Consider the following 26496-nt stretch of genomic DNA (forward strand, 5'->3'; position numbering starts at 1 on the left):
GCTGCTACAGCGGCGCCGTGACCGGTGCCTCCGGTGCGTGCGTGACGTCGGTGGCGCCCGTCGTCAGATAGTCGACGATCGCGGTGTCGACGACGGTGTTGCCGCCCTGGATCGCGGCCCCGTGGTCGCCGCCCTCGACGGTGACGACGTGCGCGCCCATCGCCTCGGCCAGGCGCATGCCGCCTGCGTACGGGGTCTGCGGGTCACGCAGGCCCTGCAGGACGAGCGGCGGCGTCCCGAGCGCCGCACCGGACGGTGCCGGGACGGTGGTCACCGGGGGTGCGCCCGCGCACGACGCGCCCGCGCTGAAGCCGTAGCCGATCGACTCGAACAGGTCGCCGGTGACGAAGTTCGAGAACAGCCAGCCGGGGATCCGGTCCGGCCGCGCCGCCACCGCGTTCTCGTTGCACAGGACCAGCGCCTGCATCAGCTGTGCCGACACGATCATGTCGAGGGTGGTCTCGTCGGGCTGCGACTGCGGCAGCTCGTCGAGCCCGTCCCGGATCACCCGTGCGATCGTCGGCCAGCTGTTGCGGGCCGGCAGCACCTGACGGGTGAACAGGTACAGGCTCGACGCCGACTGGGTGTGCGACGGATCGAGCAGCCGGCGCACGAACGCCTCGAACTGCACGCGGGCCGGGCCGGTGAGGTCCACGCCCGCCCGATAGGCGTCGGCGATCGACGCGAGTGCGGGCGGCACGTCCCCGATCTGCGCGGGCGGTGGCGCGAGCGTCGGATTGCCGCCGGCCTCCTCCACGATCCGGTCCGACCAGCGCTGGTACACCTGCAGCGGCGTCGTGCCCAGACCGTAGACGTCGTCGTGGGCGGCGATCCAGTCCATGAGGTCGTAGAAGCGGCCCTTGTAGCCGTCGTTCTGCTGCCACAGAACCTCGTTCCACAGCCAGCCGCGGTCCACCGCCGAGTCGAGGACCATCCGGCCGGTGTGCTGCGGGAACAGCGTCGCGTACGTCGATGCGAGCGTGGTGCCGTAGGACAGTCCGTAGACGTCGATCCGGTCCTCGCCGAGCGCCCGTCGCACGGCGTCCCAGTCGCGGGCGGTGTTCTCCGTGGTCAGGTGCGCGGTGGCACCGGGGTTCGCCCCGTCGCACGCGAGCCGGGTTGCGCCACCGGCGAATCCGGCGCCGATCGCGGTCATGATCTCCGGGGTGAGCGCGCACTCGGGGGCACCCGCGTGCGGCAGGCCGCGCGGCTGCACACCGATCACGTCCCACTGCTGCCGCACCTGCTCCGGAAGCGCCTGCGCCAGCATGGAGTTCGATGCGATCGCATCACCACCGGGGCCGCCCGGGTTGGTGAACAGGACACCGCGGCGCGCCGACGAGTCCTCCGCGCGGTGCCGCGTGACGAGCACGTCGATCGTTCCGGCGTCGACGTTGCCGTGGTCGCGCGGCACCGTGACCGTCGCACAGTCCTCGGTCGCCGCGTCGAGTTCGTATTCGGCCGGGCACGCCGCCCAATCGAGTCCCTCGGCTGCCGACGCCGAAGAGGCTGCGCCGGAAGCGAATCCGACGGCCATCCCGACCGTCAACACCCCCGACCCGATCCGCTTGCCCACCGAACGCCGTGCACCACTGCCATTCCCCGGAATACTCACAAAGACGACAGTAGTGCAGGGCGTTCGGCACTGCCCGCCACAGTCAGTGCGCGACCGGGCAACCCCCGCCGTAGTCGACGCGCAGTTCCTTGATGCCGTTGATCCACCCCGATCGCAGCCGTCGCGGATCGCCGAGCTGCGTGATGTCCGGAATACGGTCGGCGATCGCGTCGAACATCAGCTGGATCTCCATCCGGGCCAGGTTCGCGCCGATACAGAAGTGGGCGCCCGTGCCACCGAAACTGAGGTGGTCGTTGTCGGTGCGGGTGATGTCGAACGTCAGCGGATCCTCGAAGACGTCCTCGTCGAAGTTGGCGGACGCGTAGAACATCACGACCCGGTCGCCCTTGCGGATCTGCTGCCCGCCGAGTTCGGTGTCCACCAGTGCCGTCCGCTGGAATCCGACGACCGGGCTGGCCCAGCGGATGATCTCGTCGACCGCACTGCCCGGACGCTCCCGCCGGTAGAGTTCCCACTGGTCGGGGTTGTCCATGAACGCCATGATGCCGTGCGTGATCGCATTGCGGGTCGTCTCGTTCCCGGCCACGGCGAGCAGCAGCACGAAGAAACCGAAGTCCTCCGAACTCAGCCCGTCCCCGTCGACGTCGGCCTCCACGAGCGTCGTGAGAATGTCCTTCGCGGGACACTTCCGGCGATCCTCGGCCATCGCATACGAGTACGCGAGGATCTCGGTGGATGCGGTCACCGACTCCTGCGCGAACTCCGGATCGTCGTAGCCCATCATCTGATTCGACCAGTGGAAAATCTTGTGGCGGTCCTCCTGCGGCACGCCGATCAGCTCCGCGATCGCCTGCAACGGCAACTCCGACGCGACCTGCTCGACGAAGTCACCGGTCCCGGCCGCCGCAGCCGCCGCGACGATCTTCTCGGCCCGCTCCTTCAACGCCGGCCGCAGACTCTGCACCGCGCGGGGCGTGAACCCGCGGGCCACGATCTTGCGGAGCTTGGCATGTTCGGGGCCGTCCTTGTTGATGAGGAGGAACCGCATCATCTCGACGGTTTCGCGGGGCGTGTCGTCCGCGAACCGAGCGATCGCCGTGTTCTCCCACGTCGAGAAGACGTCGCTGTTACGGGAAACCTCTTTGACGTCCTCGTGCCGGGTGACCGCCCAGTAGCCCTCGTCGGCGAACCCGCCCTTCGTCGGCGGCTGCGCCACCCAGTGCACCGGCGCCGACCGCCGCAGGGCCGCGAACTCCTCCCGAGGAAGCCGCTGCTCGTACACGTCGGGATCGGTGAAATCGAAGCCGTCGGGAACACCGGGAACTGCCATGTCGCACACCCTCTCTCGGAAATCGCCACCTGCGCATGCCATCGTCACACGGAGCGCGGCGCGGCCGCTTGGCCGATCGGCACAGCTCGGGAGCCGCCGCTTGTGCTCCGCGCACAGAGTGCGACGCTTGTTCCGTGTCGCCACTTCTCGATGACCGTCTCGTCCACGCCTCGCTCACGGGTAGTCACGCCCACCTGGCACGCACCGCCGGCCGCGCCGCCGTCTACGCCCCCGAGGTGGCGACCTTCTGCGCGGTACCCGCCGATGCGACGGCCGACGACTGGGACGACCTGGCACGTCTGCTCGGCAGCGGCGGGTTCGCCGACCTGTTCGACTGCCCGAGCCTGCCGCCCGCGCACTGGCAGCCGGTGTTCCGGGTCGACGGCCTCCGCATGGTGGGTCCGGCCACGTCGCCGCCCGTGCCGGAGCTCGCACCCGGCCGCGCCCTGGTCGAACTCGGCCCCGACGACCGGGCGGACATGCTCGAGCTCGTCGATGCGACCCGTCCCGGCCCCTTCTGGCCCCGCACCCCCGAACTCGGCACCTACCTCGGGATCCGCGAGCACGGCACTCTGGTCGCGATGGCCGGTGAACGCCTGCGTCCACCCGGATGGACCGAGATCAGTGCCGTCTGCACCGCGCCGGACGCGCGCGGGCAGGGCCATGCCGCCCACCTCGTCCGCGCCCTCGCCGGACGGATCACCGCGCGCGGCGATCGGCCGTTCCTGCACGTCGTCGACACCAACACCACCGCGATCGACCTGTACACCCGGCTCGGCTTCCGCGTCGACCGCCCCGTGACGTTCCGCGGCTTCCGCGTGCCGTGACCGGCGTCGGCCGTCGCGGGCAACGGGCCCGGGAGGGCCGGCTATCCGGCGAACGGGCCGTCGACCGCGAACACGTGCTTGGCGAAGCGTTCACCGATGAGGTGATGGGTGGCGGCAGCCGGGTGCAGTCCGTCGGGCAGCGGCAGCTCGGCGTGGTCGGCCTCACCGTAGAGGTCGAGCCCGTCGAGATAGTGCAGGTGCGGGTCGCCCGCAGACCGCTGGGCGACGATGCGCGCCAGTTCGTCCCGGACGTCGGCGAGCGTCAGCTTTCCTGCCGCCCGTTCGGCCGGATCACCGGTGGCGACGAAACGAACGCGTCCCTCGCGGAGCGCCTCGGTGTCGAACGCTCCCGGGCCGGGCGTGTTCTCGTGGATCGGGCAGTGGATCGGTGAGACGACCACCAACGGCGTGCTGGGGTGGCCCTCACGGACGGTGTCGAGGAACCCGTGCACCGCGGGCCCGAACGCGCGCCTGCGCATGAGGTCGGCGTTGACGACGTTGATGCCGATCTTGACGCTGATCAGATCGGCACGAATGTCTCGGAGCGTGCGCGCGGTGAACGGGTCGAGCAGGGCACTACCGCTCAGGCCGAGGTTGACCGGTTCGACGTCGCCGAGGGCCGCCGCCAGGGCCGGCCAGGTGGCCGACGGTCCGGCCGCACCGGAGCCGTGGCTGATCGAGCTGCCGTGGTGGACCCATGTCCGACGGCCGTCGTCCGGTGCCGGCTCGATCGGCGCATTCGCGCGGAGACGGACCAGTTCGGTTCGCTCGATGTGCGGCAGCCAGATCTCGACCGTGGCGAGGTGTCCGGGGAGGCCGGTGAACCGGGTCGTTTCCACGTCCCCGGGCTGCACGTGGGTGTCGCCGCTGGTCAGGTCGGTGGTCACGACGGTGCCGCCGGTCGCTGTCACCCGGCCGGTGAGCCGTCCGTCGACGAGCAGGTCGTAGACACCTCGCGGGCGCGGCGGAACGCCCACGTAACCCCATGTGGTGGGCAGCGCGTCCAGTTCCACGGTGGTGGCCCGGGTGCGGAACACCAGTCTCACACCCGACGGCTGGCTCTCCGCCATGGCGAGTTGCCCGTCTGCGCACTGGGCGCGTGCCCGGGCCGGTAGCCGGTGCGGCAGGACACCGCGCTCGGTGCGTTCGAGTTCGAGCGCGCCCCGGACGAGATGCTCGGTGACGGCGGTGGTCGCCCAGTCGGCGTGGTGGTCCATGATGCTCCGCTCCGCGATCGATTGCGGACGTGCCCCGCAATTCCTACATATAACGGTAAATTGCCTATAGGTGTTAGGCAATCGGGTTTCGAACACGAGGACAGGAGGGCCGGGCATGCCACGAGTGGGATTGACCCCGCACCGGCTGGTACAGGCCGGCGCCGAGTTGGCAGACGAGGTCGGGTTCGAGCACGTGACCGTCTCGGCCGTGGCCAGACGGTTCGGCGTCAAGGTGGCCAGCGTCTACTCCCACCTGAAGAGTTCACGCGACCTCGAGACCCGCATCACACTCCTCGCACTCGAGGAGATGGCCGATCGGGCGGACGACGCCGTCGCCGGACGCGCCGGACGCGACGCACTGATCGCGTTCGCGAACGTCTACCGCGATTACGCCCGGGAGCATCCGGGCCGGTACACGGCGGCCCGGGCACCGCTGGACCCCGCCACCGCGGCCGCGAGCGCCGGACCGCGCCACGCCCGATCGATGCGGGCGATCCTGCGCGGCTATCACCTCGCCGAATCCGAGGAAGTGCACGCGATCCGCTTGATGGGCAGCATCTTCCACGGCTACGCGAGCCTCGAAGCAAGCGGCGCGTTCAGCCACAGCACCCCCGATCCGGAGGTGTCGTGGGCGCGCATCCTCGACTCCCTCGACGAAACGCTGGCGAACTGGTCCACGCCGGCGTGACCGCCGGTCGACCGACACCTGGTCGTGAGGCCCCCTTGTCGACCGATTCGTCGAGAGTGCTGCAGGTCTCCCCGGCGGGCTGCCGTCTACCGGCCCGTCGGATCGTCGGGCACACCGAACACCGCAACCCATTCCAGGGCCAGTTCGAGTTTCAGCCGGTGCGCCGCCGGATCGCCGCCGAGAATCTCCTCGATCCGCTGCAGCCGGTAACGGACGGTGTTCTTGTGGACACCGAGACGGCGGGCGGCAGCCTCGTGATTGCCGTTGCAGCCCAGCACCACTCGCAGTGTGTCGCGCAGCCGGCCGGACGCCGGATCGTCGTCGAGCAGACCGCCGAGCTCCCGTTCGACGAGAGTCCGCGTCGCCTCCGGCTCGCTGGCCAGCAGTGCCACCACCTCGACGTCGGAGTAGTGGGTCAGCACCTCACCGGTCCGGCCGGTCTCCACGATCCGCTGCGCGGCCTCCGCTTCCCGGTGGCTGCGCCGGAACCCGTCGATACCGGGCGCGATGCCACCGGCCGCGACCCGCACCCCCGCCGGCACGACAGCAGGATCGAGCGTCCGGTCCGTCCCGTCGTCGTGGGCGATCCACGCCCACACCCCGCGTGCCCCCGACGGCACCGACAGGGTGCGCCGTCCGGCCGCCAGCCTGGTCACGACCGTGTCGAGCGATCCGGTGAACGTCCGGGGATCGTCGATCCAGGCGACGAGCGCGGTGTGCGGCAGCCGCAGCGGATACCCGAGCCGGCTCGATGCCTGCGCGACGTCTCCACCACCGTCGAGGAGGTCGCGGACCGTCTCGAGCCGGGACGCGAACGCGCCCTGCAGCAGTCGTTCCCGTTCCCGCGTGTAGGTGACGGCGAGTTCGTCGAGCATCGCGTTGAGCAGTTCACTGGTCTGCGACCACATCGTGGTGAGCACCTGCAGCATGAACCGCGGATCGAGGTCCTCCTGTTCGAGGAACGCGGTCGCGAATCCGAGCATCGCCCGGTGCCCGGCATGGTAGAGCTGCGACAGCACCCGTAGCTCCAGGCCTCGTTGCGCGACGGTGCGGGCGAGGGCGTGTGCCGCCGACGAGACCGGCGCGGTGGCCGGGCCGTCCGCCGACAACCGGCTCGCGTCGAGAAACACCGCGAGCTGGCTGTGCAGGGCGGCCCGCAGATCCCGCTGCAGTTCGGCGTCCGCCGCCAGCTCCGGAACGTCGGCGGTGAACGACTCTTCGAGCCCGGTGAGGAACCGGCGCAGGTCGCCGGACGTCAGTGTCGTCGTGATGTACGTCCGCAACCAGATGTCGGCGTCCGGTCGCTCCCCCATGCCTCGAACCTAGTCCAGTATCTGATCGGTCCCGGAACGGGCGAGGGCCACGAAGGTCCGGGTCCCGTACATCAGGGCATGCTCGTCGAGCGTGAATCCGGGCTGGTGCAGGTCCTCGCGGGGCGAGATCCCGTTCCACACACCCAGCCGGGCCATCGCTCCCGGCACCTGTTCGAGATACCACGCGAAGTCCTCCCCGCCGCTGGACTGCGACGCCTCCTCGAGACGGTCGTAGCCGACGGTCGCACCGATCGCTTCGCGCAGGTCCTCCGTGCAGTCGGGCTCGTTCACCACGGGCGGGACGCCCTGCCGGTAGGAGAGTTCGTGCCGCACTCCGTAGGGTGCGAGCAGCTGGCCGATCGTGCGGGACACGAGCGGTTCGAGGTTCGTCCAGGTGTCCCGGGAGGCGCTGCGCAGTGTTCCCACCAGTTCCCCCGACTCGGGCACCGAGTTGCCGACCTGACCGGCCGTCATCTTGCCCCACGTCAGGATCGTGGCCGTGCGGGCGTCGAGCCGGCGGTCCAGCACCGACGCCAGCCCGGTGACCAGCACGGCGGCGGCATGAATGAGGTCGCCGGTCAGGTGTGGGCGGGCGGTGTGTCCACCGGCCGACCACAGCCGCACCGTGACCGCGTCGTTGGACGACGTGATCGGTCCGGGACGCGTCGCCATCCGTCCCACCTGCAGGTGCGGATCGCAGTGCAGTGCAAAGATCTTCGCAACGCCGTCGAGGGCGCCGGCGGTGATGGTGTCGACGGAGCCGCCGGGCGTCGTCTCCTCGGCCGGCTGGAAGACCAGCCGTACCCGGTGCGGCGGCGGGCGCGCCGCCAGCACGGTCGCGGCGCCCATGAGCATCGCGGTGTGGGCGTCGTGCCCGCACGCGTGCGAGACCCCGGGAACCGTCGACGCGTACGGCAACCCGGTCGCCTCCGGCACCGGCAGCGCATCCAGGTCGGCGCGCAGCGCCGTGCAGTGCGATGCGTCCGGTCCGACGTCGCACCACAACCCGGTGCCGCCGGGGAGCCCCACCGGTGACAATCCCAGGGCGCGAAGGTGTTCGGCCACGACCTTCGTGGTTCTCCGCTCCTCGAACGACAGTTCCGGATGCGCGTGCAGGTCGCGCCGCCACGCGATCAACTGTGCTTCCGTGATCTCGTCCGGCGCCGCGCCACCCGGGGCGGACCGAGCCCCGGCACCGCGCCGGTGCCGATGCGCCGTGGCCGACGGAGCACGAACCTCGTCGACGGTCGCAGGCCGATCCATCGGCGTCTCCACGTCCCGATCGACGGTTTCCGCGATCAGCAGGTCGACGACGTCGGTGAGCCGTCCGCGGCGGCGCAGGGCCCGGCGCTGCCGTTCCGCGGAACTGCCGTCGCGCAGAGCGCGGGCACACAGATCCACGACAGCGTCCCAGTCGCCGGTGTCCTCGAGGCCCGGCCGGAGCCGATCGACGAAATCCCCGACCACCTCGGCGACGGGCCTCGGGACCGCACGCTCCACGTCGACCAGGACTCCCTCGAGCCCGGACCGGGCGGCCCGCCACAGCGCCGCCCGCACCAGTGTCGGGGCGATCGTCCGCGGCGGCTCGCCTCGGCGCACCGCGGCCGACTCGTGGTCGACCAGCGCCCGGAACAGGGCCGCGATCAATGTCACGATCTCGACGCGCGGACAGCTGTCGCACACCCGGAGTTCCAGGGTGGGCCGGTGCGCGGACGGACGGATGTCGAAGTACACCATCCCCGGATCGCTGATCACCCCACTCGAGATCAGGTCGTCGACGAGTGCGTCGTACTCGGCGGCCGACGCGACCGGGGCGGCCTGTCCGGTGCTGGGCCAGCGCGGCCACACCAGTGCCCGTCCGCTCGCGTACCCGGTGTCGCTACCGTCCGCCCAGAACGGCGAACTCGCACTGAGCGCCAGGAAAATCGGGAGATACGGGGCGATTCGTCCGGCCACCTGCACGGCCTCGTCCCGGTCCGGCAGCTCGACGTGTACCTGGGTGCCGCAGATCAGCTGGTCCCGGGCCAGCACCTGATAGTCGGCCAGCATCCGCCGGTAACGCGGTGACCCGGTGACCACCAGTTCGGTGGGCAGCGCCAGCGGCATCGCCCCCGCCGCGGCGACCCCCACACCGAGTTCTGCGGCGGTGTCGGCCAGCGTCCGGCGGTTGGCGACGAGATCCGTTCGGAGATCGGCCAGGCCGTCGAAGACACCACTGTTGACCTCGACCACACACCGCTGCAGTTCGGCGACGAACCGCTCCTCCGGCAGGTGCGCCAGCAGTTCCTGTGCGCGCGGGGTCAACCGCCGAGTCCGGGTGTCGACGAGGTGGAACTCCTCCTCGACACCCACCGTCCGGGGACCGCTCACCCTGCCAGCGTATCGCCGCCCGAACAGCTTCGGGAAGGACCGGGATCAGTCCTCGGGCTCGTCCTCGATCTGCCAGGTCTGCAGGTCGACGGAGAATTCGCGGCGTTCTCCCTGCAGATTCACGTAGTCCACCTCGAGTTCGGGGGTGCCGTCCTCGTCGTCGATCTCGATCTTCAGGATTCCCGGTGCGGGCGGGGCGTCCTGCGCGGCCGCCGGACCCGCACCCACCAGCAGGGCGCCCGCGCCGATCGCGACCGGGCCGACCAACGTGGCGATCCTGCGTGCCGTTCGTGTGTGGGACATCTTTCGCACCTTTCGGTTCCGCACGTTCTGCTCCACCTCACGGTAGCCCGGTACGACTACTGTTTCCGGGCGTGGGAGCCATCACCGCGACGTACCGGCTGCAGTTGCGCCCCGGCACGTTCACGCTCGACGACGCGCGTCTGCTCGCCGACCATCTCGACCGGCTCGGAGTCTCCCACCTGTACCTGTCCCCGATCCTCACCGCGACCACCGGATCCACCCACGGCTACGACGTCACCGATCCGACGACGGTGTCGACGGCGTTGGGCGGACGGCCCGCGCTGGTGGCTCTCGCCGCCGAACTGAGCGAACGCGGTATGGGGCTGATCGTGGACATCGTCCCGAACCACATGGGGGTGGCTGTCCCCCGGGAGAATCCGTGGTGGTGGGACGTCCTCACCCACGGTCGGTCGTCGGAGTTCGCCCACTGTTTCGACATCGACCGGCACGACGACAACGGTGCCGACGGCCGGATCGCGCTGCCGGTCCTCGACCGGGCCTCCGATCTGCTCGGCCTGCGCATCGACCGCGACGGTGACGCCCCGATGCTCGCGCTCGGGGACCGGCGGTGGCCGATCGCACCCGGCACCGAGGGTGGCCCGGCGGTCGAGGTCCATGACCGGCAGGCGTACCGCTTGGTTCCGTGGCGCGACGGACCCGTCGGCTACCGCCGGTTCCTCTCGGTGAACGAACTGGCCGCGGTCCGGCAGGAGGACCCGCGGGTGTTCGACGCCACGCACGCCCAGCTCGCGACCTGGGTGCGTGACGGCCTGGTCGACGGGGTGCGGGTGGATCACCCGGACGGGCTCGCCGATCCGGCCGGCTACCTGCGTCGGCTGCGGGGTCTGCTCGGACCGGATCGGTGGCTCGTGATCGAGAAGATCCTCGGGCCCGAGGACACCCTGGACGCGTCGCTGCCGGTCGACGGAACCACCGGATACGACGCACTCGCCGAGTACGACGGCGTGTTCCTGGACTCGTCCGGCGCCGCAGTCCTGACGGCCCTCGCCGCCCGCGCCGGCGCCGACGGGGACCGGGAGTGGTTGCGCCGCAACGGAGTCGAGGTGCGACGCCACGTCGCCCGCGGCGCCCTCGCCCCCGACGTGAACCGGCTCGTGCGCACTGCGCTCCGCGAATCCCCGGCGTTCTGCAATCCGGTCCTGTTGCGCGACACGGTGATCGAGATCGCAACACACCACTGTGCGAAGCCTCCGGTCGCGGTGATCGCGGCACTCGTCGACGAACACCCCGAACGGGAGCCTGCGCTGACCGTGCTCGCCGGGGCCGTCGCGGCCGGTGAGGAAACGGAACCCCGGCTGCGGCAGCTGTGCGGCGCGGTCGCCGCGAAAGCCGTCGAGGACTGTCTGTTCTACCGGGCCGCCCGTCTCGCGTCGCTGAACGAGCTGGGGGCGGATCCCGCCCGCTTCGCCATGTCGCCGGCCGAGTTCCACGTCCGGTCCGCGGAGCGGGCCCGCCGGTGGCCGCGGACGATGACGACCCTGTCGACGCACGACACGAAACGCGGCGAGGACGTCCGTGCCCGCATCGGCGTCCTGTCACAGGTGCCGCAGCTGTGGACGCGCTGCGTCGCCGACTGGGAACGGGCGGCTCCGAGCCCCGACGGTGCGCTCGGACTGTTGCTGTGGCAGAACATGTTCGGCATCTGGCCGGTCGACGGACCCGATACGGTGCCGGCGACGTCCCCCACGTTCCGGGCCCGGCTGCACCGGTTCGCGGAGAAAGCCGCCCGCGAGGCCGGGATCCGTACCTCGTGGACCGCCGTCGACATCCACTTCGAGGCCGCACTGCACGCATGGATCGACCGCGTCGTCGACGGGCCCGTCGGCCGCAGCATCGGCGAGGTGGCCCGGCAACTCGCCCCGCACGGCTGGTCGGATGCGCTGGGGCGGACGCTGCTGCACCTGTGCGGGCCCGGTATTCCCGACGTGTACCAGGGCACCGAACTGTGGGAGGACTCCCTCGTCGACCCCGACAACCGGCGCCCCGTCGACTATCCGCGCAGACGGGAACTGCTGGCGTCGATGGACATTCCGGGAGTGGAGGTACCGGTGCTCGACGCGTCCGGTGCCGTGAAACTGCACGTGACGCGCAGCGCGCTGCGGTTGCGCCGCGAACGCCCGGACAGTTTCGTGGGCGGCCACTACCGGCCGGTGTTCGCCGTCGGCCCGGCCGCCGAGCATCTGATCGGCTTCGCCCGCGGCCCCGCCGACGAGCCGTCCGACGTCCTCGCCCTCGCCACCCGCCACAGCATCCGCCTGGACGAGACCGGCTGGGGCACCACCACTGTGAGCCTGCCGGCCGGAAAATGGTTCGACCGCATCAGCGGTGACGTGCACCGCGGATCGGTGTCCCTCGCTGCCGTGTTCGACCGGCTTCCGGTGGCACTCCTGGTGCGCCTGGACCGGGGGTGAGGCCGATGAGGCTTCAGCGTTTGACCGCGGACACCATCCACCGGTCGCCCGGCCGGACGGGACGACCGGCAGCCTCGGCGGACAGGGTGCGGCCGTAGCGGCGGGCCAGGTCGTCGGTGGGGACGGCGGTGGCGTCCCAGCCGTAGCCGTCCAGCCAGGCCTCGGGGTCGTCGGGGCCGTTCCAGTGCAGCAGGTCCAGCCATTCCTCGCGGCCGAGGGGGCCGTGCCGGAACGCGTCGGGATCGTTGCGGATCGCATCGACGTCGACGCTGGTGACGGTCGCCCCGATCTCGCTGCCCGGTGCGGACAGTTCACCGAGGCGGCGCATCAGGATGTCGACGGCGTCCTCCGGCAGGTACAGCAGCAGGCCCTCGAGGATCCAGGCCGTCGGGACGTCCGGATGGAAACCGGCGCCGGTGAGGGCGGCGGGCCAGTCGTCGCGCAGGTCGACCGGGACGACGACGCGGGCCGCCGTATCGGGGGTCGCCCCGGCGAGCACCGCGGACTTGAACTCCACCATGTCACCGGTGTCGAGTTCGTACACGGTGACCGGCGCCGGCCACGCCAGCCGGAAGGCGCGCGAATCGAGTCCGGCTCCGAGCAGCACCACCTGCCTGCATCCCCCGGCGACTGCAGCCAGCACGTAGTCGTCGAGGAACTTCGTCCGTGCCGCCATCCATGTGGACAGCATGTCGCGGCTCGCGGCGTCCATCGTCTCGGCGGTCGGCGCCCAGCCGGCGCTGCGGACGAACTCGCCCGCCCACGGATCGTCGAACAGGTGATCGTCCCGTTCGGATTCGAATGCGCGTCCCGCGGCGACGAACACCGCCGTCGCGCCCACGCCCTCGGGTCGGTTCACGGCCCTACCTCCTCGCCCCCGCACGGTCGGTCCCTCGTCGATTGTCCTCCCGGGAACCGGGTGCGGCCAGCACGTGTTCGGGGCATGCTGGGCGGGTGCGCACCTTCGACGACGCCGGCCCGGACACCGCATGGACCGGTCGGCAGCTCCCCGGGCACGTCCTCTACGCCCTCGACATCGGAACATTCACCGCAGCAGGGACATTCGACGCCGCCACCGAGCATCTCGACGACCTGACCGACCTCGGGATCGGGTTCGTGGAACTGGCACCGGTCACCGACGTCGACGCCGGGTTCGCGGTGGCCGAACGCTACGGCGGGCCGGACGGGATGCGACGCTTCGTCGACGCGTGCCACCAGCGGGGTCTGGCGGTGTCGGTCACCGTCGCCCACGAACCGGACACTGCACTGAACCTGGACGGGCCCGGCAGCCACGAGGTCCGACGCCGGGTGATCGACGACGTGCTGCGCTGGTTCCGCGACGGCGGGGTGGACGCCGTCCGGGTGGCGTCCGCGCACACTCTGGCCGACCACGGTGCGATCCATCTGCTCGAGGAGCTGTCGATCGACACGCATCGTCTGGCCGCGCACCTGCGCCGGCCCCTGACCCTCGTCGCGGACAGCGCCCTCGGCGACCCGAAGGTGATCACGGCCCGCGCGGCCGGCGGCTACGGGTTCGACGCGCTGTGGGCGGACGATGTCCATCACGCCGTCCACGCCGCGGTGTCCGGGGAGCGGCAAGGCTACTACGGCGACTTCGGTTCGATCCAGGCGCTCGCGCACACCCTCACGCACGGCTGGTTCCACGGCGGCGGCTACTCCACGTTCCACGGACGGAACCACGGACGCCCCATGGACATTCGACACATTCCCGCCGACGCGATGATCGCCTACACAGGCTGCCCACAGCGCACCGGGTCCGAGGCCGTGCTCGGCGACGGGCAGCGGGCCGTCGAGGCGGCACTGGTGCTGTGTTCGCCGTTCACGCCGATGTTGTTCGCGGGTGACGAAGCCGGACTGCACGACTGCTACCGCCGACTGATCGCGCTGCGCCGTGACCGCGCCGATCTCACCGATCCGTGGCTCGAGCACCTCCGCGTCGAGTACGACGAGGACGCCCACTGGATCGCCCTGGTCCGTGGCCGGCTGCGCATCGTCGGCAACCTCGGCCCCGACCGCGTCACCGTCCCGATCGGCGGCGAGCCGATCCTGTGGTGGGACGAGCCGCACATCGACGAGACGGCGTCCACGGTGACCGTGCCGGGGCACTCGTTCGTCGTACTCGACACACCGCCGCGGGCTGTTGCTGCGGCATCGCCCGAGAGGCGCGCACAGTAACAGCCCGCGGCGAGCGAACTCAGTGTTCGCGCAGCAGCTTCGCCACGAGAAGCGCCGACGCCAGCAGGACGATCGCCGTCGCACCGGCCGCGATGTGCATGCCGTCGACGAACGACTGCTGTGCGGTCTCGACGAGCCGCGCCGCCTGCTCGGCGGGCAGCGACTTCGCGACCTCGACCGCGCCGCCGAGGGTGCCCTGCGCGGCGTGCGCCTGCTCCCCGGTGAGCGCGGTGACGTCGAGGCCTCGCCGGAAGATCGCGAGCACGACGCTGCCCAGAACGGCCACACCGAGCGCGATACCGAGCTCGTACGCGGTCTCCGAGACAGCCGACGCGGCACCGGCCCGCTCCGGTTCGACGGCCCCGACGACGAGGTCGTTGGTGAGGGTGAGCGCGATACCGATACCGGCACCGGCCAGCAGGAAACCGAGCACGAACGCCTGCGGACCGCTGTCGGCGCGCAGCGCGATCAGGCCGGCGGCACCGATCGCGGACACGACCAGGCCGACGCTCAGGACGCGGCTCGGCGCCCACCGGCGCACCAGCCACGCCGCGGCCAGCGACGCGAACGCACTGACGAGGGTTCCGGGCAGCATCAGCAGGCCCGCCTCGAGGGCGCTGTAGCCGAGTACCAGCTGCAGGTACTGCGAGCCGAAGAACAGCACCCCGGCGAGCGCGAACACCGACAGCAGGTTCGTCACGACAGCCGTCGAGAACGCCGGTCGGGCGAACAGCGACAGGTCGAGCATCGGGTCGGCGAGCGACCGCTGGCGTCGGACGAAGATCCAGCCCGCGCCGACACCGACGACGCCGACCAGGGTGAACGTCCAGCTCGGCCCGTACACCGCGGTCTCCTTGACCGCGTACACCATCGGCACCAGGGCGAGCATCGACAGTCCGGCACTGATCAGGTCGAAGCGGCCCGGGTTCGGGTCCTTCGACTCCGGGATCACCAGCGGGCCGAGCAGGAGGAGACCGATCATCACCGGGAGGTTGACGAGGAACACCGACCCCCACCAGTAGTGTTCGAGCAGCCAGCCGCCGACGAGCGGTCCGGCTGCGGCGCCGCCACCGGCCATCGCCCCCCACACGCCGATCGCGGTGGTGCGCTGGCGCGGGTTCACGAACATCGTGCGGATCAGGCCCAGCGTGGCCGGCATCAGCGTCGCACCCGCGACACCCTGCAGGACGCGCGCGACGATCAACATTTCCGGGCTGGACGACCAGGCCGCGATCAGCGACGCCAGACCGAAGCCGAGCGCGCCGATCAGCAGGAGCCGGCGGCGGCCGATCCGGTCCCCGAGCGTGCCCATCGTGACCAGTAGACCGGCCAGGACGAACGAGTAGATGTCGATGATCCACAGCAACTGGGTGCTGCTGGGCGCCAGGTCCTCGCTGATGAACGGCAATGCGAGGTCGAGCACCGTCGCGTCCACCGAGATCAGCAGCACTGCGAATGCGAGGACGACCAGTCCGAACCAGTCCTTGCGGGTCGCGATCACCTCGCGCGGATCCTGCAGCGCGTCCACGGACATGCTTCTACTCCCAGAATTTTCTCGTTCGATGAACAGGAACCGACCAGGGAGTTAACCGTCCAGCCGGTACAGTGTCGACACCAGAGTAGCAGGCAACCGTCCAGCCGGTACAGTCGCGGCTATGGCATCTGACACACGCGACCGGATCCTCGACGCGCTCGAGACCCTACTGCTCGACGTCGGCGTCACCCAGGTGACCCTCGAGGCGGTGGCCGGGGTCGCTGGAGTTTCGAAGGGCGGCCTGCTCTACCACTTCCCCAGCAAGGAGTCACTGCTCGCGTCGATGGTGCGCCGACTCGGGGAACGCTCCGACCAGTATCTGGCCGACGCCGTCGCGCAGGGTCGGACCGTCTCCGAGACGTACCTACAGAGCCCGATCGGCGAGGGGGCGCCGGAAATCTCCATCTACCGTTCGATGCTGGCGTCGATGCGCAGCGCCGACGGGCAGCACGACGAGGTCCAGCAGGCGATCGCCGACGTGATGCGCTCGTGGGACGCCGGACTGCTCGCCGAGTTCGACGACCCCGTCCAGGCCGAGATCGTCCGGCTCGCCGGCGACGGCCTCTACCTCGCCGCACTGCTCGGTCTTCCCGACCCCGACCCGGACCTGCATCGCCGGGTCGTGCACCGACTGCTCGGCACCGACCCGGCGAACTGATCAGGTCAGGTAACGGTAGGCGGGCGTGCCCGGTTCGAGCTGCTCGACCTCGATGCGGGAGCACCGCATCCGCTCGAGCAGCGCCGACAGGCCGTCCGCCGAACCGAGCTCGATACCGACCAGCGCGGCACCCGTCTCCCGGTTGTTGCGCTTGACGTACTCGAACAGCGTGATGTCGTCGTCCGGTCCGAGAACCTGGTCGAGGAAACCGCGCAGCGCACCCGGCTCCTGCGGGAAGTCCACCAGGAAGTAGTGCTTGAGGCCGAGGTGCACGAGCGAGCGCTCGAGGATCTCCCCGTACCGGGAGACGTCGTTGTTGCCGCCGGAGATCAGGCACACCACCGTCGACCCCGGCTCGACGTCGAGGGACGCGAGCGCCGTCACCGACAACGCGCCCGCCGGCTCGGCGATGATGCCCTCGTTCTGGTACAGCTCGAGCATCGCCGTGCAGATCGCACCCTCGTCGACCTGCGTCATCACGAACCGGTCCCCGGCCCGACCGGCCGCCGTCCCCTCGATCAGCGGCAACTGCGAATGCGACACCACGTGCGCCCCGAACCGCGCCATCACCGCATACGGCAGCTCCCCGACCCGCTTGACGGCGGCGCCGTCGACGAACGGATCCACATCCGGGAGCGTGACCGGCCCGCCCGCGACGAGGGCCGCCGTCATCGACGCCGCCCCCACCGGTTCGACGCCGACGATCGCGGTCTCCGGTGCCCGCTCGTCGAGGTACGTCGCGATGCCGGCGATGCAGCCGCCGCCGCCCACGGGGACGACGACGGTCGCCGGCGCCTCCCCCAGCTGCGCCAGGATCTCCGCGGCGATCGTGCCCTGCCCGGCGGCGGTGCGCGGATCGTCGAACGGCGGCACCATCGTCGCGCCGGTGCGCTCGACGTCGGCGGCCGCGGCGGCCGCGGCGGCGTCGTACGTCTCCCCCGTCGGGATCAGTTCGACGAACCCGCCGCCGTGCACCATGATCCGGTCGCGCTTCTGCTTCGGGGTGTTGGCCGGAACGTAGATACGGCCCCGGATCCCCATCGACCGGCACGCGAACGCGACCCCCTGCGCATGGTTACCGGCACTGGCCGTGACCACACCGGCGGCGCGTTCGTCGGCGTCGAGCTGGACGATGAGGTTGTAGGCGCCCCGGATCTTGTACGAGCGGACCATCTGCAGGTCCTCGCGCTTGAGGTAGACGCGGGCCCCGGTCAGCGCCGACAGCCGCTCACTGAACTGCAGCGGCGTCGCGTCGATAATGTGCGCAATTCGCTTCGCGGCCGCATCGATGTCGTCCGCGGTGAGCGCGGACGAGGTTACCTTCGGATCTGCAAGCTTCGGCGAATGAGACACTCCCGCATTTTCCCACTTCACGTGAGGCGCCGCACAACCGGGCCGATCGACGACCGGACGCGTCACCCGCGCGGCGAGAACTGCGACGGTCTCGGCACGTTGCGCAGATTCGACTTCGCCATCCGCACCGCCTCCCCGACACCGCCGTTCATCACCACCTTCGACATCGCGAGCGCGAATCCGCGGACCTGCCCGCCGGTGATCTCCGGGGGCAGCGACAACGCGTTCGGGTCGGTGACGATGTCGACGAGGGCGGGCCCGTCGTGCGCGAACGCCTCCCGCAGTCCGGCCTCGATATCGGCCGGATTCTCGATGCGCCGGGAGAAGATACCCAGCGCCGCCGCGACGGCCGCGAAGTCGACCGACGGCACGTCCACCCCGAAATCGGGCAGACCGTCGACGAGCATCTCGAGTTTCACCATCCCGAGCGTCGAATTGTCGAACACCACAAGTTTCACCGGCAGCCGATACGCGGCGACGGTGATCAGTTCACCGAGCAGCATCGACAGGCCGCCGTCGCCGCACATCGCGACCACCTGCCGGCCCGGCTGCGCCACCTGCGCGCCGATCGCGTGCGGCAGCGCGTTCGCCATCGACCCGTGCAACGCCGACGACAGGAAGCGGCGCCGACCGTTCGGGGTGAGATAACGCGCCGTCCACACGTTGCACATGCCGGTGTCGGCGGTGAAGACCGCGTCGTCGGCGGCGACGTCGTCGAGGACCGACGCCGCATACTCCGGGTGGATCGGGATGCGCTGTTCCACCGGGTCGGTGTAGGCGCCGACGATCTTGTCCATGAGCATGCGGTGCCGGTCGCGGCTCTTGTCGAGAAAACTGCGATCGGCCTTGCGCTGCACCAGCGGGATCAGGGCCCGCAGCACCGAACGGCTGTCGCCGTGCACGGCGAGGTCGACGCCGGTGCGACGGCCGAGGGTGCGGGCGTCGACGTCGATCTGCGCGGTGCGCACGTCGTCGGGCAGAAACTGGTCGTACGGGAAATCGGTGCCGACCAGGATCAGCAGGTCCGCGCCGTGCATGCCGTCGTGCGCGGCCCCGTACCCGAGCAGCCCGGTCATTCCGACGTCGAACGGGTTGTCGTACTGGATCCATTCCTTGCCGCGCAGACTGTGCCCGATCGGCGCACCGACCAGCTCCGCCAGTTCCAGCAGCTCGTCGCGCGCGCCCCGCACCCCGGCTCCGGCGAAGATCGCGACCGCCGCCGCCGCATCGATCGCGTCCGCGAGCGCCTGCACGTCCGTGACGTCCGGCACGAGCGCCGGTGTCCCGGTCCGCACCACCGGCGGCGGGGTGCCGTGCGCAGGCTCGGCGGCCACGTCACCGGGCAGTGTGACGACCGCGACGCCCCTTCCTGCGATCGCATGCTGGACGGCGCTCTGCACGACACGCGGCGACTGTGCTGCACTGCTGATCATCTCGGTGTACTGCGCACATTCGACGAACAACCGGTCCGGATGCGTCTCCTGGAAGTATCCGGTGCCGATCTGCGTGCTGGGAATGTGCGACGCGATCGCCAGCACCGGCGCGCCGGAACGGTTCGCGTCGAACAGCCCGTTGATCAGATGCAGATTCCCCGGCCCGCACGACCCCGCACACACCGCGAGCTCCCCCGTGACCTGCGCGTCCGCTGCAGCCGCGAACGCCGCCGCCTCCTCGTGCCGGACGTGCACCCAATCGATCCCGCCCCGCTCGGCTCCCCCGGTCCGCCGGACCGCGTCCACCACCGGATTGAGACTGTCCCCGACGATCCCGTAGATCCGCCGCACCCCGGCGTCGACGAGCTGGGAAACAAGTTGATCCGCAACAGTTCTCGATGCCATACCGAACCTCCACGCACTGGAGTGGTTCACGAACCGGTCGTGCCGAATGCTACCCGCGACGACCCGATGTGTGCTCGACTCGAACTCCACCCGACCGGGAGGACCGACCCATGGCCAGGCACCGAGCCGATTCCGACGGCGCCGGCCTCCCGCTGCTGTGCGTGATCGCTCTCGCCGGCGGGGTGGCGATCGGGTTCGTCGGTGGCGCGTTCCGCTGGTGTCTGCAGGTGGCGGACCGGTGGCGGGTCGATCTGCTCGGGTGGGCGGAGCGGGCTCCCGGACCGGGTTGGCTGGTACCCGTGGCGGTCACTGCTCTCGGTGCCGCCCTCGCGGCCGCGATCGTGCGGACGGTGCCCCTCGCGTCGGGCAGCGGCATCCAGCACGTGGAGGCCGTGGCCCGCGGCGAGGCCGCCCCACCACCGCTGCGGGTGGTGCCGGCCCGCTTCGTCGGGGGTCTGCTCTCCATCGGTTCCGGTCTCGTTCTCGGGCGGGAAGGGCCGACCGTGCACATGGGTGCCACGATCGGCGCCGCCGCGGGCCGGGCCGGGCATCTTCCCGACGACGACATGCGCCTGTCCCAGTCGGTCGTGGCGGGTGCCGGTCTCGCGGTCGCGTTCAACGCGCCGATCGGAGGAGCCCTGTTCGTCGTCGAGGAGGTGACGAAATCTCTCGCCCTACGGGTCGTGGTTCCCGCGCTGGTCGCGGTGACCGCGGCGGTCTCCTGTTCGCGGCTGGTCCTGGGCGACCACCCGGATTTCACGGTCGACCTCGGTGCGGCACCCACGGTGGTGTGGCTGCCGCTGTTCGCGCTGTTCGGGCTCGCCACCGGAATACTCGGTGCGCTCTACAACCGTGCCGTCCTCGGTTTCCTCGCCGCCGCCGACCTCCTGCGGCGGGTGCCGCGGGTGGTGGTCGCCGCCGCTGTGGGCGCGGTCGTCGGACTGCTGCTGGTACTCGACCCGTTCACCGCCGGAGGCGGCGACGCCGTCACCCACCGCATCCTCGACGGCGACGGCGTCGTGCTGACGACCGCCGCCGGGCTGCTGCTGATCCGATTCGTCGCCGGACCGCTGTCGTACGCGGCGGGCACCCCGGGCGGGCTGTTCGCGCCGCTGCTCGCGGTCGGCGCCCTGTGGGGAGTGTTGTTCGCCGGCGTCACCGACACCGTCCTGCCCTCGGGCACAACGGTTCCCGTCGTCCCGTTCGCCCTGGCCGGTATGGTCGCGTTCTTCGGGGCGACGGTGCGGGCCCCGGTGACGGGGATCGTGCTCGTGACGGAGATGACGGCGACCGCGACACTGACCGTGCCGATGGCCGCGGCGACCGCGGCCGCCGTCCTCGTCGCGCACCTCGTCGGCTCCCTGCCGATCTACGACAGTCTCCGGCAGCGGATGGAGCGGACGGACGTGCGGTCTACGACTGCGGAGTGAGCACGAACACCGGGATCTGCCGGTCCGTCTTCTTCTGATACTCGGCGTAGTCGGGCCACGCGGCGACGGCCCGTTCCCACCACTGCGCCTTCTCGTCACCGACGACCTCGCGCGCGACCATGTCCTGCTTGACGGGACCGTCCTGCAGTTCGACGTGCGGATCGGCGACCACGTTGTGGTACCAGACGGGGTGTTTGGGGGCCCCGCCGAGCGACGCGACAACCGCGTACCGGCCGTCGTGTTCGACGCGCATGAGCGGCGTCTTGCGGAGCTTGCCGGACTTGGCGCCCTTCGTCGTGAGAACGACGACGGGCTTGCCCTGCATCATCGTCCCCTCGGTGCCGCCGGAACGCTCGTACAGATCGACCTGGTCCGCGGCCCACGAGGCGGGGCTGGGTTCGTATTCACCGGTGAGTGGCATACCCCGAGTACACACCCACCGAATGATCTTCACCACCCGAACACCGGGAACCAGCAGTTTTCGTAACCCTCCCCCATTTGTTCGGTAGACCGAACTCGAAGACGCGGCTAGGGTGAAAACATGACCGGCACCGTCGACATCGCGGGCACCGCGTGGCCCCTGTACAAGCTCGAAGCGATCGCCTCCGCGCTCGCCGTGTTCGTGCTGGTCCTCACCGTCGGCCAGGTCCTGCAGACCGCCGTGCTCACCGCGGCCGGCACCGCCGTCGCCGTGTGGTGGGTGCGGCGCGCGATGCTCACGCGCCGCACCGACTGATCCGCCTCAGCCCGCCAGGCAGCTCGGCCCGAGCAGGGCCTTGAGGTCACCCATGAGCGACGACGACGGTTCCACCCGCAGTCCGTCGTCGATCTTCCACAGCGACGTGCCGCGCGACCCGATGAGTTTGACGTGCACGTCCGCCGTACCGGGATGCCGGGACAGCACCTGCCGGAGCGCGCCGAGCTTCTCCTTGGTGCACTGACGTACCGGCAGGTTCACCGCCACCGGCTTCGCCACCCCGATCGCCGAAAGGTCCGGCACCGCAAGATCGTTCGCGATGATCGACAACCGCTCGTCACGAACGTTGACCCGGCCCTTGACGAGCACGACGGCATCCTCGGCGATGTCCATGCCGAACGCCGAATAGGCCTGCGGGAAGAAGATCACCTCCACCGAGGCGCCACCCACCCCTTCGAGTTCGGTGGCGGCCCACGTCAAACCGTTCTTGTTGATACGTCGGGTGACGGACGCGAGGATGCCGCCGATGGTGACCTGCGCACCGTCGGAGGCCTGCCCGTCGAGGATCGCCGGGATCGACGTGTCGGTCTGGGCGGACAGCACGTGCTCGACACCGTCGAGTGGATGCCCGGACACGTACAGGCCCAGCATTTCCCGTTCGAGGGCGAGTTTGTGTTTCTGCTCCCATTCCTCGTCGGGCACCCTGACGTTGAACACCGAGGCGATCGACTCGTCGGCGTCGTCGCCGCCGAACAGGTCGAACTGGCCCATCGCCTCGGCCTTCTTGGTGCCCATGACCGCGTCGATCGCGTCGGCGTGCACCAGCAGCAGGCCCTTGCGGGGATGCTCGAGGGAGTCGAATCCGCCTGCCTTGATGAGAGATTCGGTGACCTTCTTCGAACACGCCAGCGCGTCGATCTTGTTGAGGTAGTCGGAGAAGTCGGTGAAGCTGCCCTTCTCCTCCCGGGCCGCGATGATCGAGCCCACCACGTTGGCGCCGACGTTGCGGACCGCGCCGAGACCGAACCGGATGTCCTCCCCGACCGAGGCGAAGTCGACGCGAGAGGCGTTGACGTCCGGCGGCAGCACCGTGATCCCCATCGACCGGCAGTCCGCCAGGTAGATGGCCGACTTGTCCTTGTCGTCACCGACGGACGTGAGCAGGGCCGCCATGTACTCGGCCGGATAGTTCGCCTTGAAATATGCGGTCCAGAACGACACCAGTCCGTAGCCGGCGGCGTGCGACTTGTTGAACGCGTAGCCGGCGAACGGAAGGACCGTGTCCCACAGGGCGGTGATCGCGGCCTGTGAGAAGCCGTTGTCCTTCATGCCCGAGGCGAACCCGTCGTAGGCCTCGTCGAGGATCTCCTTCTTCTTCTTGCCCATGGCTCGGCGGAGCAGGTCGGCCTGTCCGAGCGAGTAGCCGGCCACCTTCTGCGCGATCTGCATGATCTGCTCCTGGTAGACGATCAGACCGAACGTCTCGGACAGGATCTCCTTCAGGGGCTCCTCGAGCTCCGGGTGGATGGGTTTGACCTCTTGCAGCCCGTTCTTGCGTTTCGCGTAATCGGTGTGCGCGTTCACGCCCATCGGACCCGGCCGGTACAGCGCCAGGACGGCGACGATGTCCTCGAAGCCGGTCGGCTTCATCAGCTTGAGCAGCGACCGCATGGCGGTGCCGTCGAGCTGGAAGACACCGAGGGTGTCGCCGCGCGCCAACAGCTCGTAGGTGGCCGGATCGTCCAGCGGCAGCGCGTCCAGGTCGATGTCGATGCCGCGGTTGTTCTTGAGGTTCTCGATCGCGTCACCGAGCACGGTGAGGTTGCGCAGACCGAGGAAGTCCATCTTCAGCAGACCGATGGCCTCACACGACGGATAGTCCCAGCCGGTGATGATCGCGCCGTCCTGCGCGCGTTTCCACACCGGGATCGCATCGGTGAGCGGCTCGGACGACATGATCACCGCGCACGCGTGGACGCCCGCATTGCGGATCAGACCCTCGAGGCCCTTCGCGGTCTGGTAGATCTTCGCGATGTCCGGGTTCGACTCGATCAGCGCCCGAACCTCGGCGGCCTCCTTGTACCGCTCGTGGTTCGGATCGGTGATCCCGGACACCGAGATGTCCTTCGCCATGATCGGCGGCGGCAGCGCCTTGGTGATCTGGTCGGCGATCGCGAACCCCGGCTGCCCGAACTGGACACGCGCGGAGTCCTTGATCGCGGCCTTCGTCTTGATGGTGCCGAACGTGATGACCTGGGCAACCTTGTCGCTGCCCCACTTCTCGGTGGCGTAACGCACCATCTCACCACGACGACGATCATCGAAGTCGATATCGATATCGGGCATCGACACACGCTCGGGGTTGAGGAACCGCTCGAACAGCAGACCGTGCGGAATCGGGTCGATGTTCGTGATACCCATCGCATACGCGACGAGCGACCCGGCAGCCGAACCACGACCCGGGCCGACCCGGATACCGACCTCCTTGGCGTGGTTGATCAGGTCGCCGACGACGAGGAAGTAGGCCGGGAACCCCATCTCGTTGATGACGCTGATCTCGTAGTCGGCGCGCGCGAGATACTCCTCCGGCACCGGATCGTGCGGGAACCGGGTCTCCCGCAACCCCCGCATCACCTCGTGCCGCAGGAACGACTCCTGGGTGTGCCCGTCCGGGACCGGGAAGATCGGCATCCGGTCCCGGTGCTCCCACACATCCTCGTACGGCTGCACCCGCTCCCCGATGAGCACCGTGTTGTCACACGCCCCCGGAACCTCCGCATCCCAGATCGCCCGCATCTCGTCGGCCGACTTCAGGTAGTAGCCGTCACCGTCGAACTTGAACCGCGTCGGATCCGACAGCGTCTTACCGGTCTGGATACACAGCAGCGCCTCGTGGTTCTCCGCGGCATCCTTGGTCACGTAGTGGCAGTCGTTGGTCGCCAACGGCGGGATCCCCAGCTTGTTACCGATCTCGAGCAGACCCTCACGGACGCGGCGCTCGATCGACAGCCCGTGGTCCATCAACTCGAGGAAGAAGTTGTCCTTGCCCCAGATCTCCTGCCACTTCGCGGCCGCCTCGAGGGCCTCGCGGTCGTGGCCCAGACGCAACCGGGTCTGGATCTCCCCCGACGGGCAGCCCGTCGTCGCGATGATGCCCTCCGCATGCTGAGCGATGAGCTCCGCGTCCATCCGCGGCCACTTACCGAGCTGGCCCTCGATCGACGCCAGCGACGACAACTTGAACAGGTTCCGCAGACCCGTCGAGTTCTCCGCGACCATCGTCATGTGCGTGTACGCGCCCGAACCCGACACATCGTCCGACTTCTGACTCGGATCACCCCACAACACCCGCTTGGTGTTGAACCGCGACTCCGGCGCCACATACGCCTCGATCCCGATGATCGGCTTGATCCCGTGCTTCTTCGCCGAGTTGTAGAACTCGCTCGCCCCGTACATGTTGCCGTGGTCGGTCATCCCGACCGCCGTCATCCCCAACCGCTCCGCCTCGTCGAACAACGGACCGACCTTCGCCGCCCCGTCGAGCATCGAATATTCGGTGTGATTGTGAAGATGAACGAAGGAGTCAGCCACGCACCGAGTGTAGGCGGTACCGGCGACGGTCCCGGCCGTCAGACGGCGGCCACTCGCGCAGCCGTCCCCCGGACGACGAGTGCCGGCTCGAGCTGCACGCTGTGAACGTCCTTGCCGCCGATCAGATCCTGCAACGTCTGCAGGCCCCTCCGGCCGATCTCGCGCATCGGTGAGCGGACGGTGGTGAGATTGACACCGGCCGCCAACTGGGTGTCGTTGAACCCTGCGAGCGCGACGTCGTCCGGTACCCGCAGGCCGCGTTCCTGGAGCACCCCCAGGGCGCCGATCGCCGCGAAGTCGTTGACCGCGAAAATCGCCTCGGGAACGTCACCCCGTTCGAGCAACCGGATCGCCGCCCGCTGTCCGGCCGGGGCGTCGAAGCCACCGTGGACGATCCGTTCGGCCGGCACTTCGAGGCCTCGCTCGGCCAACCCGTCGACGAACCCGCGGACACGATCACGCGCGGTCGACGTCGACGCATCACCCGCGACGACCCCGAACCGGGTTCGCCCCGTCTCGGCGAAGTGCTCCGCGACCAGCCGCCCGCCCAGGTAGTCGTCGCACGTCACGGCGGGATGGTCCCCGCACGTGCGGTTGATCAACACGAACGGAACCCCGCGCCCCCGAAGTTCGTCGAAGTACGGGTCGGTCAGATGGGCGTCGCCGAAGATCAGGCCGTCGACCCGCCGGTCCAGCAGCATGTCGGCCTTGACGCGCCGGGTGTCGGCGACGTCGAGCGAGTTCGCGACGACAGTGAACAGGCCCTGTTCGTTGGCCGCCTCGTCGACACCTTCGTACATGGTGGCGAGCACGATGTCCTGAAGGCGGGGAACGATCACCCCGATCATGTCGGAGCGCGCCGTCCGCAACGACGCCGCATGCGGGTTCCGGGTGTAGCCCCGCTCGTTCGCCAGCGCCAGAATTCTGGCGCTGGTCTGCGGTGACGCCCACCGCGAGTCCGCCCCCGCCGGGTCGTTGAGAACCCTCGAGACCGTCGAGACGTTCAGCCCGAGCTCCCGGGCGAGCGTCTTGAGCGTCACCGATTCCGCGCCGGCCATGTTCCCCGTTCCGTTCCGTTGCCCCGCCATACGACTGCCGTGGGGTGTTGCATATCACAGCCACTGCCCATACTATCTTGCGCAA

Annotated in this window: 20 protein-coding genes; 7 read left to right on the forward strand and 13 right to left on the reverse strand. The window is 69.7% G+C overall.

Annotated features, from left to right (window positions below; all coding sequences use genetic code 11):
• Window positions 1-4 precede the first annotated feature (4 nt).
• Both Q5696_RS12385 and Q5696_RS12390 read right to left on the reverse strand, forming a co-directional pair.
• Window positions 5-1537, reverse strand: coding sequence for an alpha/beta hydrolase (locus Q5696_RS12385; protein ID WP_370654923.1), 1533 nt, complete (start codon window positions 1535-1537; stop codon window positions 5-7).
• A 121-nt stretch (window positions 1538-1658) separates the two neighbouring features.
• Window positions 1659-2906: a cytochrome P450 gene (locus Q5696_RS12390; RefSeq protein WP_305091650.1), complete on the reverse strand. Its 1248-nt coding sequence runs from the start codon at window positions 2904-2906 to the stop codon at window positions 1659-1661.
• A gap of 134 nt (window positions 2907-3040) precedes the next feature.
• On the opposite strand from Q5696_RS12390, the gene Q5696_RS12395 reads away from it, so the two are divergent.
• Entirely contained in the window at window positions 3041-3733 is a 693-nt protein-coding gene (locus Q5696_RS12395) for a GNAT family N-acetyltransferase (RefSeq protein WP_305091651.1), read from the forward strand.
• A 41-nt stretch (window positions 3734-3774) separates the two neighbouring features.
• On the opposite strand, the gene Q5696_RS12400 is transcribed toward Q5696_RS12395, so the two are convergent.
• Entirely contained in the window at window positions 3775-4950 is a 1176-nt protein-coding gene (locus Q5696_RS12400; RefSeq protein WP_305091652.1) for a GDSL-type esterase/lipase family protein, read from the reverse strand.
• Between the two features lie 115 nt (window positions 4951-5065).
• On the opposite strand from Q5696_RS12400, the gene Q5696_RS12405 reads away from it, so the two are divergent.
• Window positions 5066-5638, forward strand: a complete 573-nt coding sequence (locus Q5696_RS12405; protein WP_305091653.1) for a TetR/AcrR family transcriptional regulator — start codon at window positions 5066-5068, stop codon at window positions 5636-5638.
• Between the two features lie 86 nt (window positions 5639-5724).
• On the opposite strand, the gene Q5696_RS12410 is transcribed toward Q5696_RS12405, so the two are convergent.
• From Q5696_RS12410 to Q5696_RS12420, 3 genes are read right to left on the reverse strand one after another with little or no spacing between them, the layout of a single operon-like run.
• The gene (locus tag Q5696_RS12410) at window positions 5725-6951 is read right to left on the reverse strand and encodes a PucR family transcriptional regulator (protein WP_305091654.1); all 1227 of its coding nucleotides are present in this window, start codon (window positions 6949-6951) and stop codon (window positions 5725-5727) included.
• A 9-nt stretch (window positions 6952-6960) separates the two neighbouring features.
• Window positions 6961-9321, reverse strand: a complete 2361-nt coding sequence (locus Q5696_RS12415; protein ID WP_305091655.1) for a glutamate--cysteine ligase — start codon at window positions 9319-9321, stop codon at window positions 6961-6963.
• 45 nt (window positions 9322-9366) lie between these two features.
• The gene (locus Q5696_RS12420; RefSeq protein ID WP_305091656.1) at window positions 9367-9624 is read right to left on the reverse strand and encodes a peptidase; all 258 of its coding nucleotides are present in this window, start codon (window positions 9622-9624) and stop codon (window positions 9367-9369) included.
• A gap of 71 nt (window positions 9625-9695) precedes the next feature.
• Between Q5696_RS12420 and treY the strand changes: the two genes are divergently transcribed.
• The gene (treY, locus tag Q5696_RS12425) at window positions 9696-12056 is read left to right on the forward strand and encodes a malto-oligosyltrehalose synthase (RefSeq protein WP_305091657.1); all 2361 of its coding nucleotides are present in this window, start codon (window positions 9696-9698) and stop codon (window positions 12054-12056) included.
• A gap of 13 nt (window positions 12057-12069) precedes the next feature.
• Here the strand turns inward: treY and Q5696_RS12430 are convergent, their stop codons facing one another.
• On the reverse strand, window positions 12070-12915 hold the full coding sequence (locus Q5696_RS12430) for an SAM-dependent methyltransferase (protein WP_305091658.1): 846 nt from the start codon (window positions 12913-12915) through the stop codon (window positions 12070-12072).
• 95 nt (window positions 12916-13010) lie between these two features.
• On the opposite strand from Q5696_RS12430, the gene Q5696_RS12435 reads away from it, so the two are divergent.
• On the forward strand, window positions 13011-14252 hold the full coding sequence (locus tag Q5696_RS12435) for a DUF3459 domain-containing protein (RefSeq protein WP_305091660.1): 1242 nt from the start codon (window positions 13011-13013) through the stop codon (window positions 14250-14252).
• Between the two features lie 19 nt (window positions 14253-14271).
• Here the strand turns inward: Q5696_RS12435 and Q5696_RS12440 are convergent, their stop codons facing one another.
• Window positions 14272-15786 (reverse strand): MFS transporter, encoded by a 1515-nt coding sequence (locus Q5696_RS12440; protein WP_305091661.1) that lies wholly within the window; start codon window positions 15784-15786, stop codon window positions 14272-14274.
• 121 nt (window positions 15787-15907) lie between these two features.
• Between Q5696_RS12440 and Q5696_RS12445 the strand changes: the two genes are divergently transcribed.
• Window positions 15908-16444: a TetR/AcrR family transcriptional regulator gene (locus Q5696_RS12445; protein WP_305091662.1), complete on the forward strand. Its 537-nt coding sequence runs from the start codon at window positions 15908-15910 to the stop codon at window positions 16442-16444.
• Here Q5696_RS12445 and ilvA read toward each other — a convergent pair whose 3' ends face one another.
• Together ilvA and Q5696_RS12455 are read right to left on the reverse strand one after the other, a co-directional pair.
• Window positions 16445-17797 (reverse strand): threonine ammonia-lyase IlvA, encoded by a 1353-nt coding sequence (gene ilvA, locus Q5696_RS12450; RefSeq protein WP_305091663.1) that lies wholly within the window; start codon window positions 17795-17797, stop codon window positions 16445-16447.
• A gap of 62 nt (window positions 17798-17859) precedes the next feature.
• Complete coding sequence (locus Q5696_RS12455; protein ID WP_305091664.1) at window positions 17860-19635, reverse strand: pyruvate dehydrogenase; 1776 nt, start codon at window positions 19633-19635, stop codon at window positions 17860-17862.
• 110 nt (window positions 19636-19745) lie between these two features.
• Between Q5696_RS12455 and Q5696_RS12460 the strand changes: the two genes are divergently transcribed.
• Window positions 19746-21065: a H(+)/Cl(-) exchange transporter ClcA gene (locus Q5696_RS12460; RefSeq protein WP_305091665.1), complete on the forward strand. Its 1320-nt coding sequence runs from the start codon at window positions 19746-19748 to the stop codon at window positions 21063-21065.
• Here the strand turns inward: Q5696_RS12460 and Q5696_RS12465 are convergent.
• Entirely contained in the window at window positions 21049-21486 is a 438-nt protein-coding gene (locus tag Q5696_RS12465; protein WP_305091666.1) for a nitroreductase family deazaflavin-dependent oxidoreductase, read from the reverse strand. The genes Q5696_RS12460 and Q5696_RS12465 overlap by 17 nt on opposite strands.
• Window positions 21487-21606: 120 nt before the next feature.
• On the opposite strand from Q5696_RS12465, the gene Q5696_RS12470 reads away from it, so the two are divergent.
• Entirely contained in the window at window positions 21607-21801 is a 195-nt protein-coding gene (locus tag Q5696_RS12470; RefSeq protein ID WP_305091667.1) for a hypothetical protein, read from the forward strand.
• 6 nt (window positions 21802-21807) lie between these two features.
• On the opposite strand, the gene dnaE is transcribed toward Q5696_RS12470, so the two are convergent.
• Both dnaE and Q5696_RS12480 read right to left on the reverse strand, forming a co-directional pair.
• The gene (dnaE, locus tag Q5696_RS12475; RefSeq protein WP_305091668.1) at window positions 21808-25353 is read right to left on the reverse strand and encodes a DNA polymerase III subunit alpha; all 3546 of its coding nucleotides are present in this window, start codon (window positions 25351-25353) and stop codon (window positions 21808-21810) included.
• Between the two features lie 38 nt (window positions 25354-25391).
• Window positions 25392-26411 carry a LacI family DNA-binding transcriptional regulator gene (locus tag Q5696_RS12480; protein WP_305091669.1) on the reverse strand — a complete coding sequence of 340 codons (1020 nt, stop codon included), beginning with the start codon at window positions 26409-26411 and terminating at the stop codon, window positions 25392-25394.
• Window positions 26412-26496: the final 85 nt, after the last annotated feature.

It is taken from the genome of Prescottella sp. R16 (assembly GCF_030656875.1).
Classification (GTDB): domain Bacteria; phylum Actinomycetota; class Actinomycetes; order Mycobacteriales; family Mycobacteriaceae; genus Prescottella.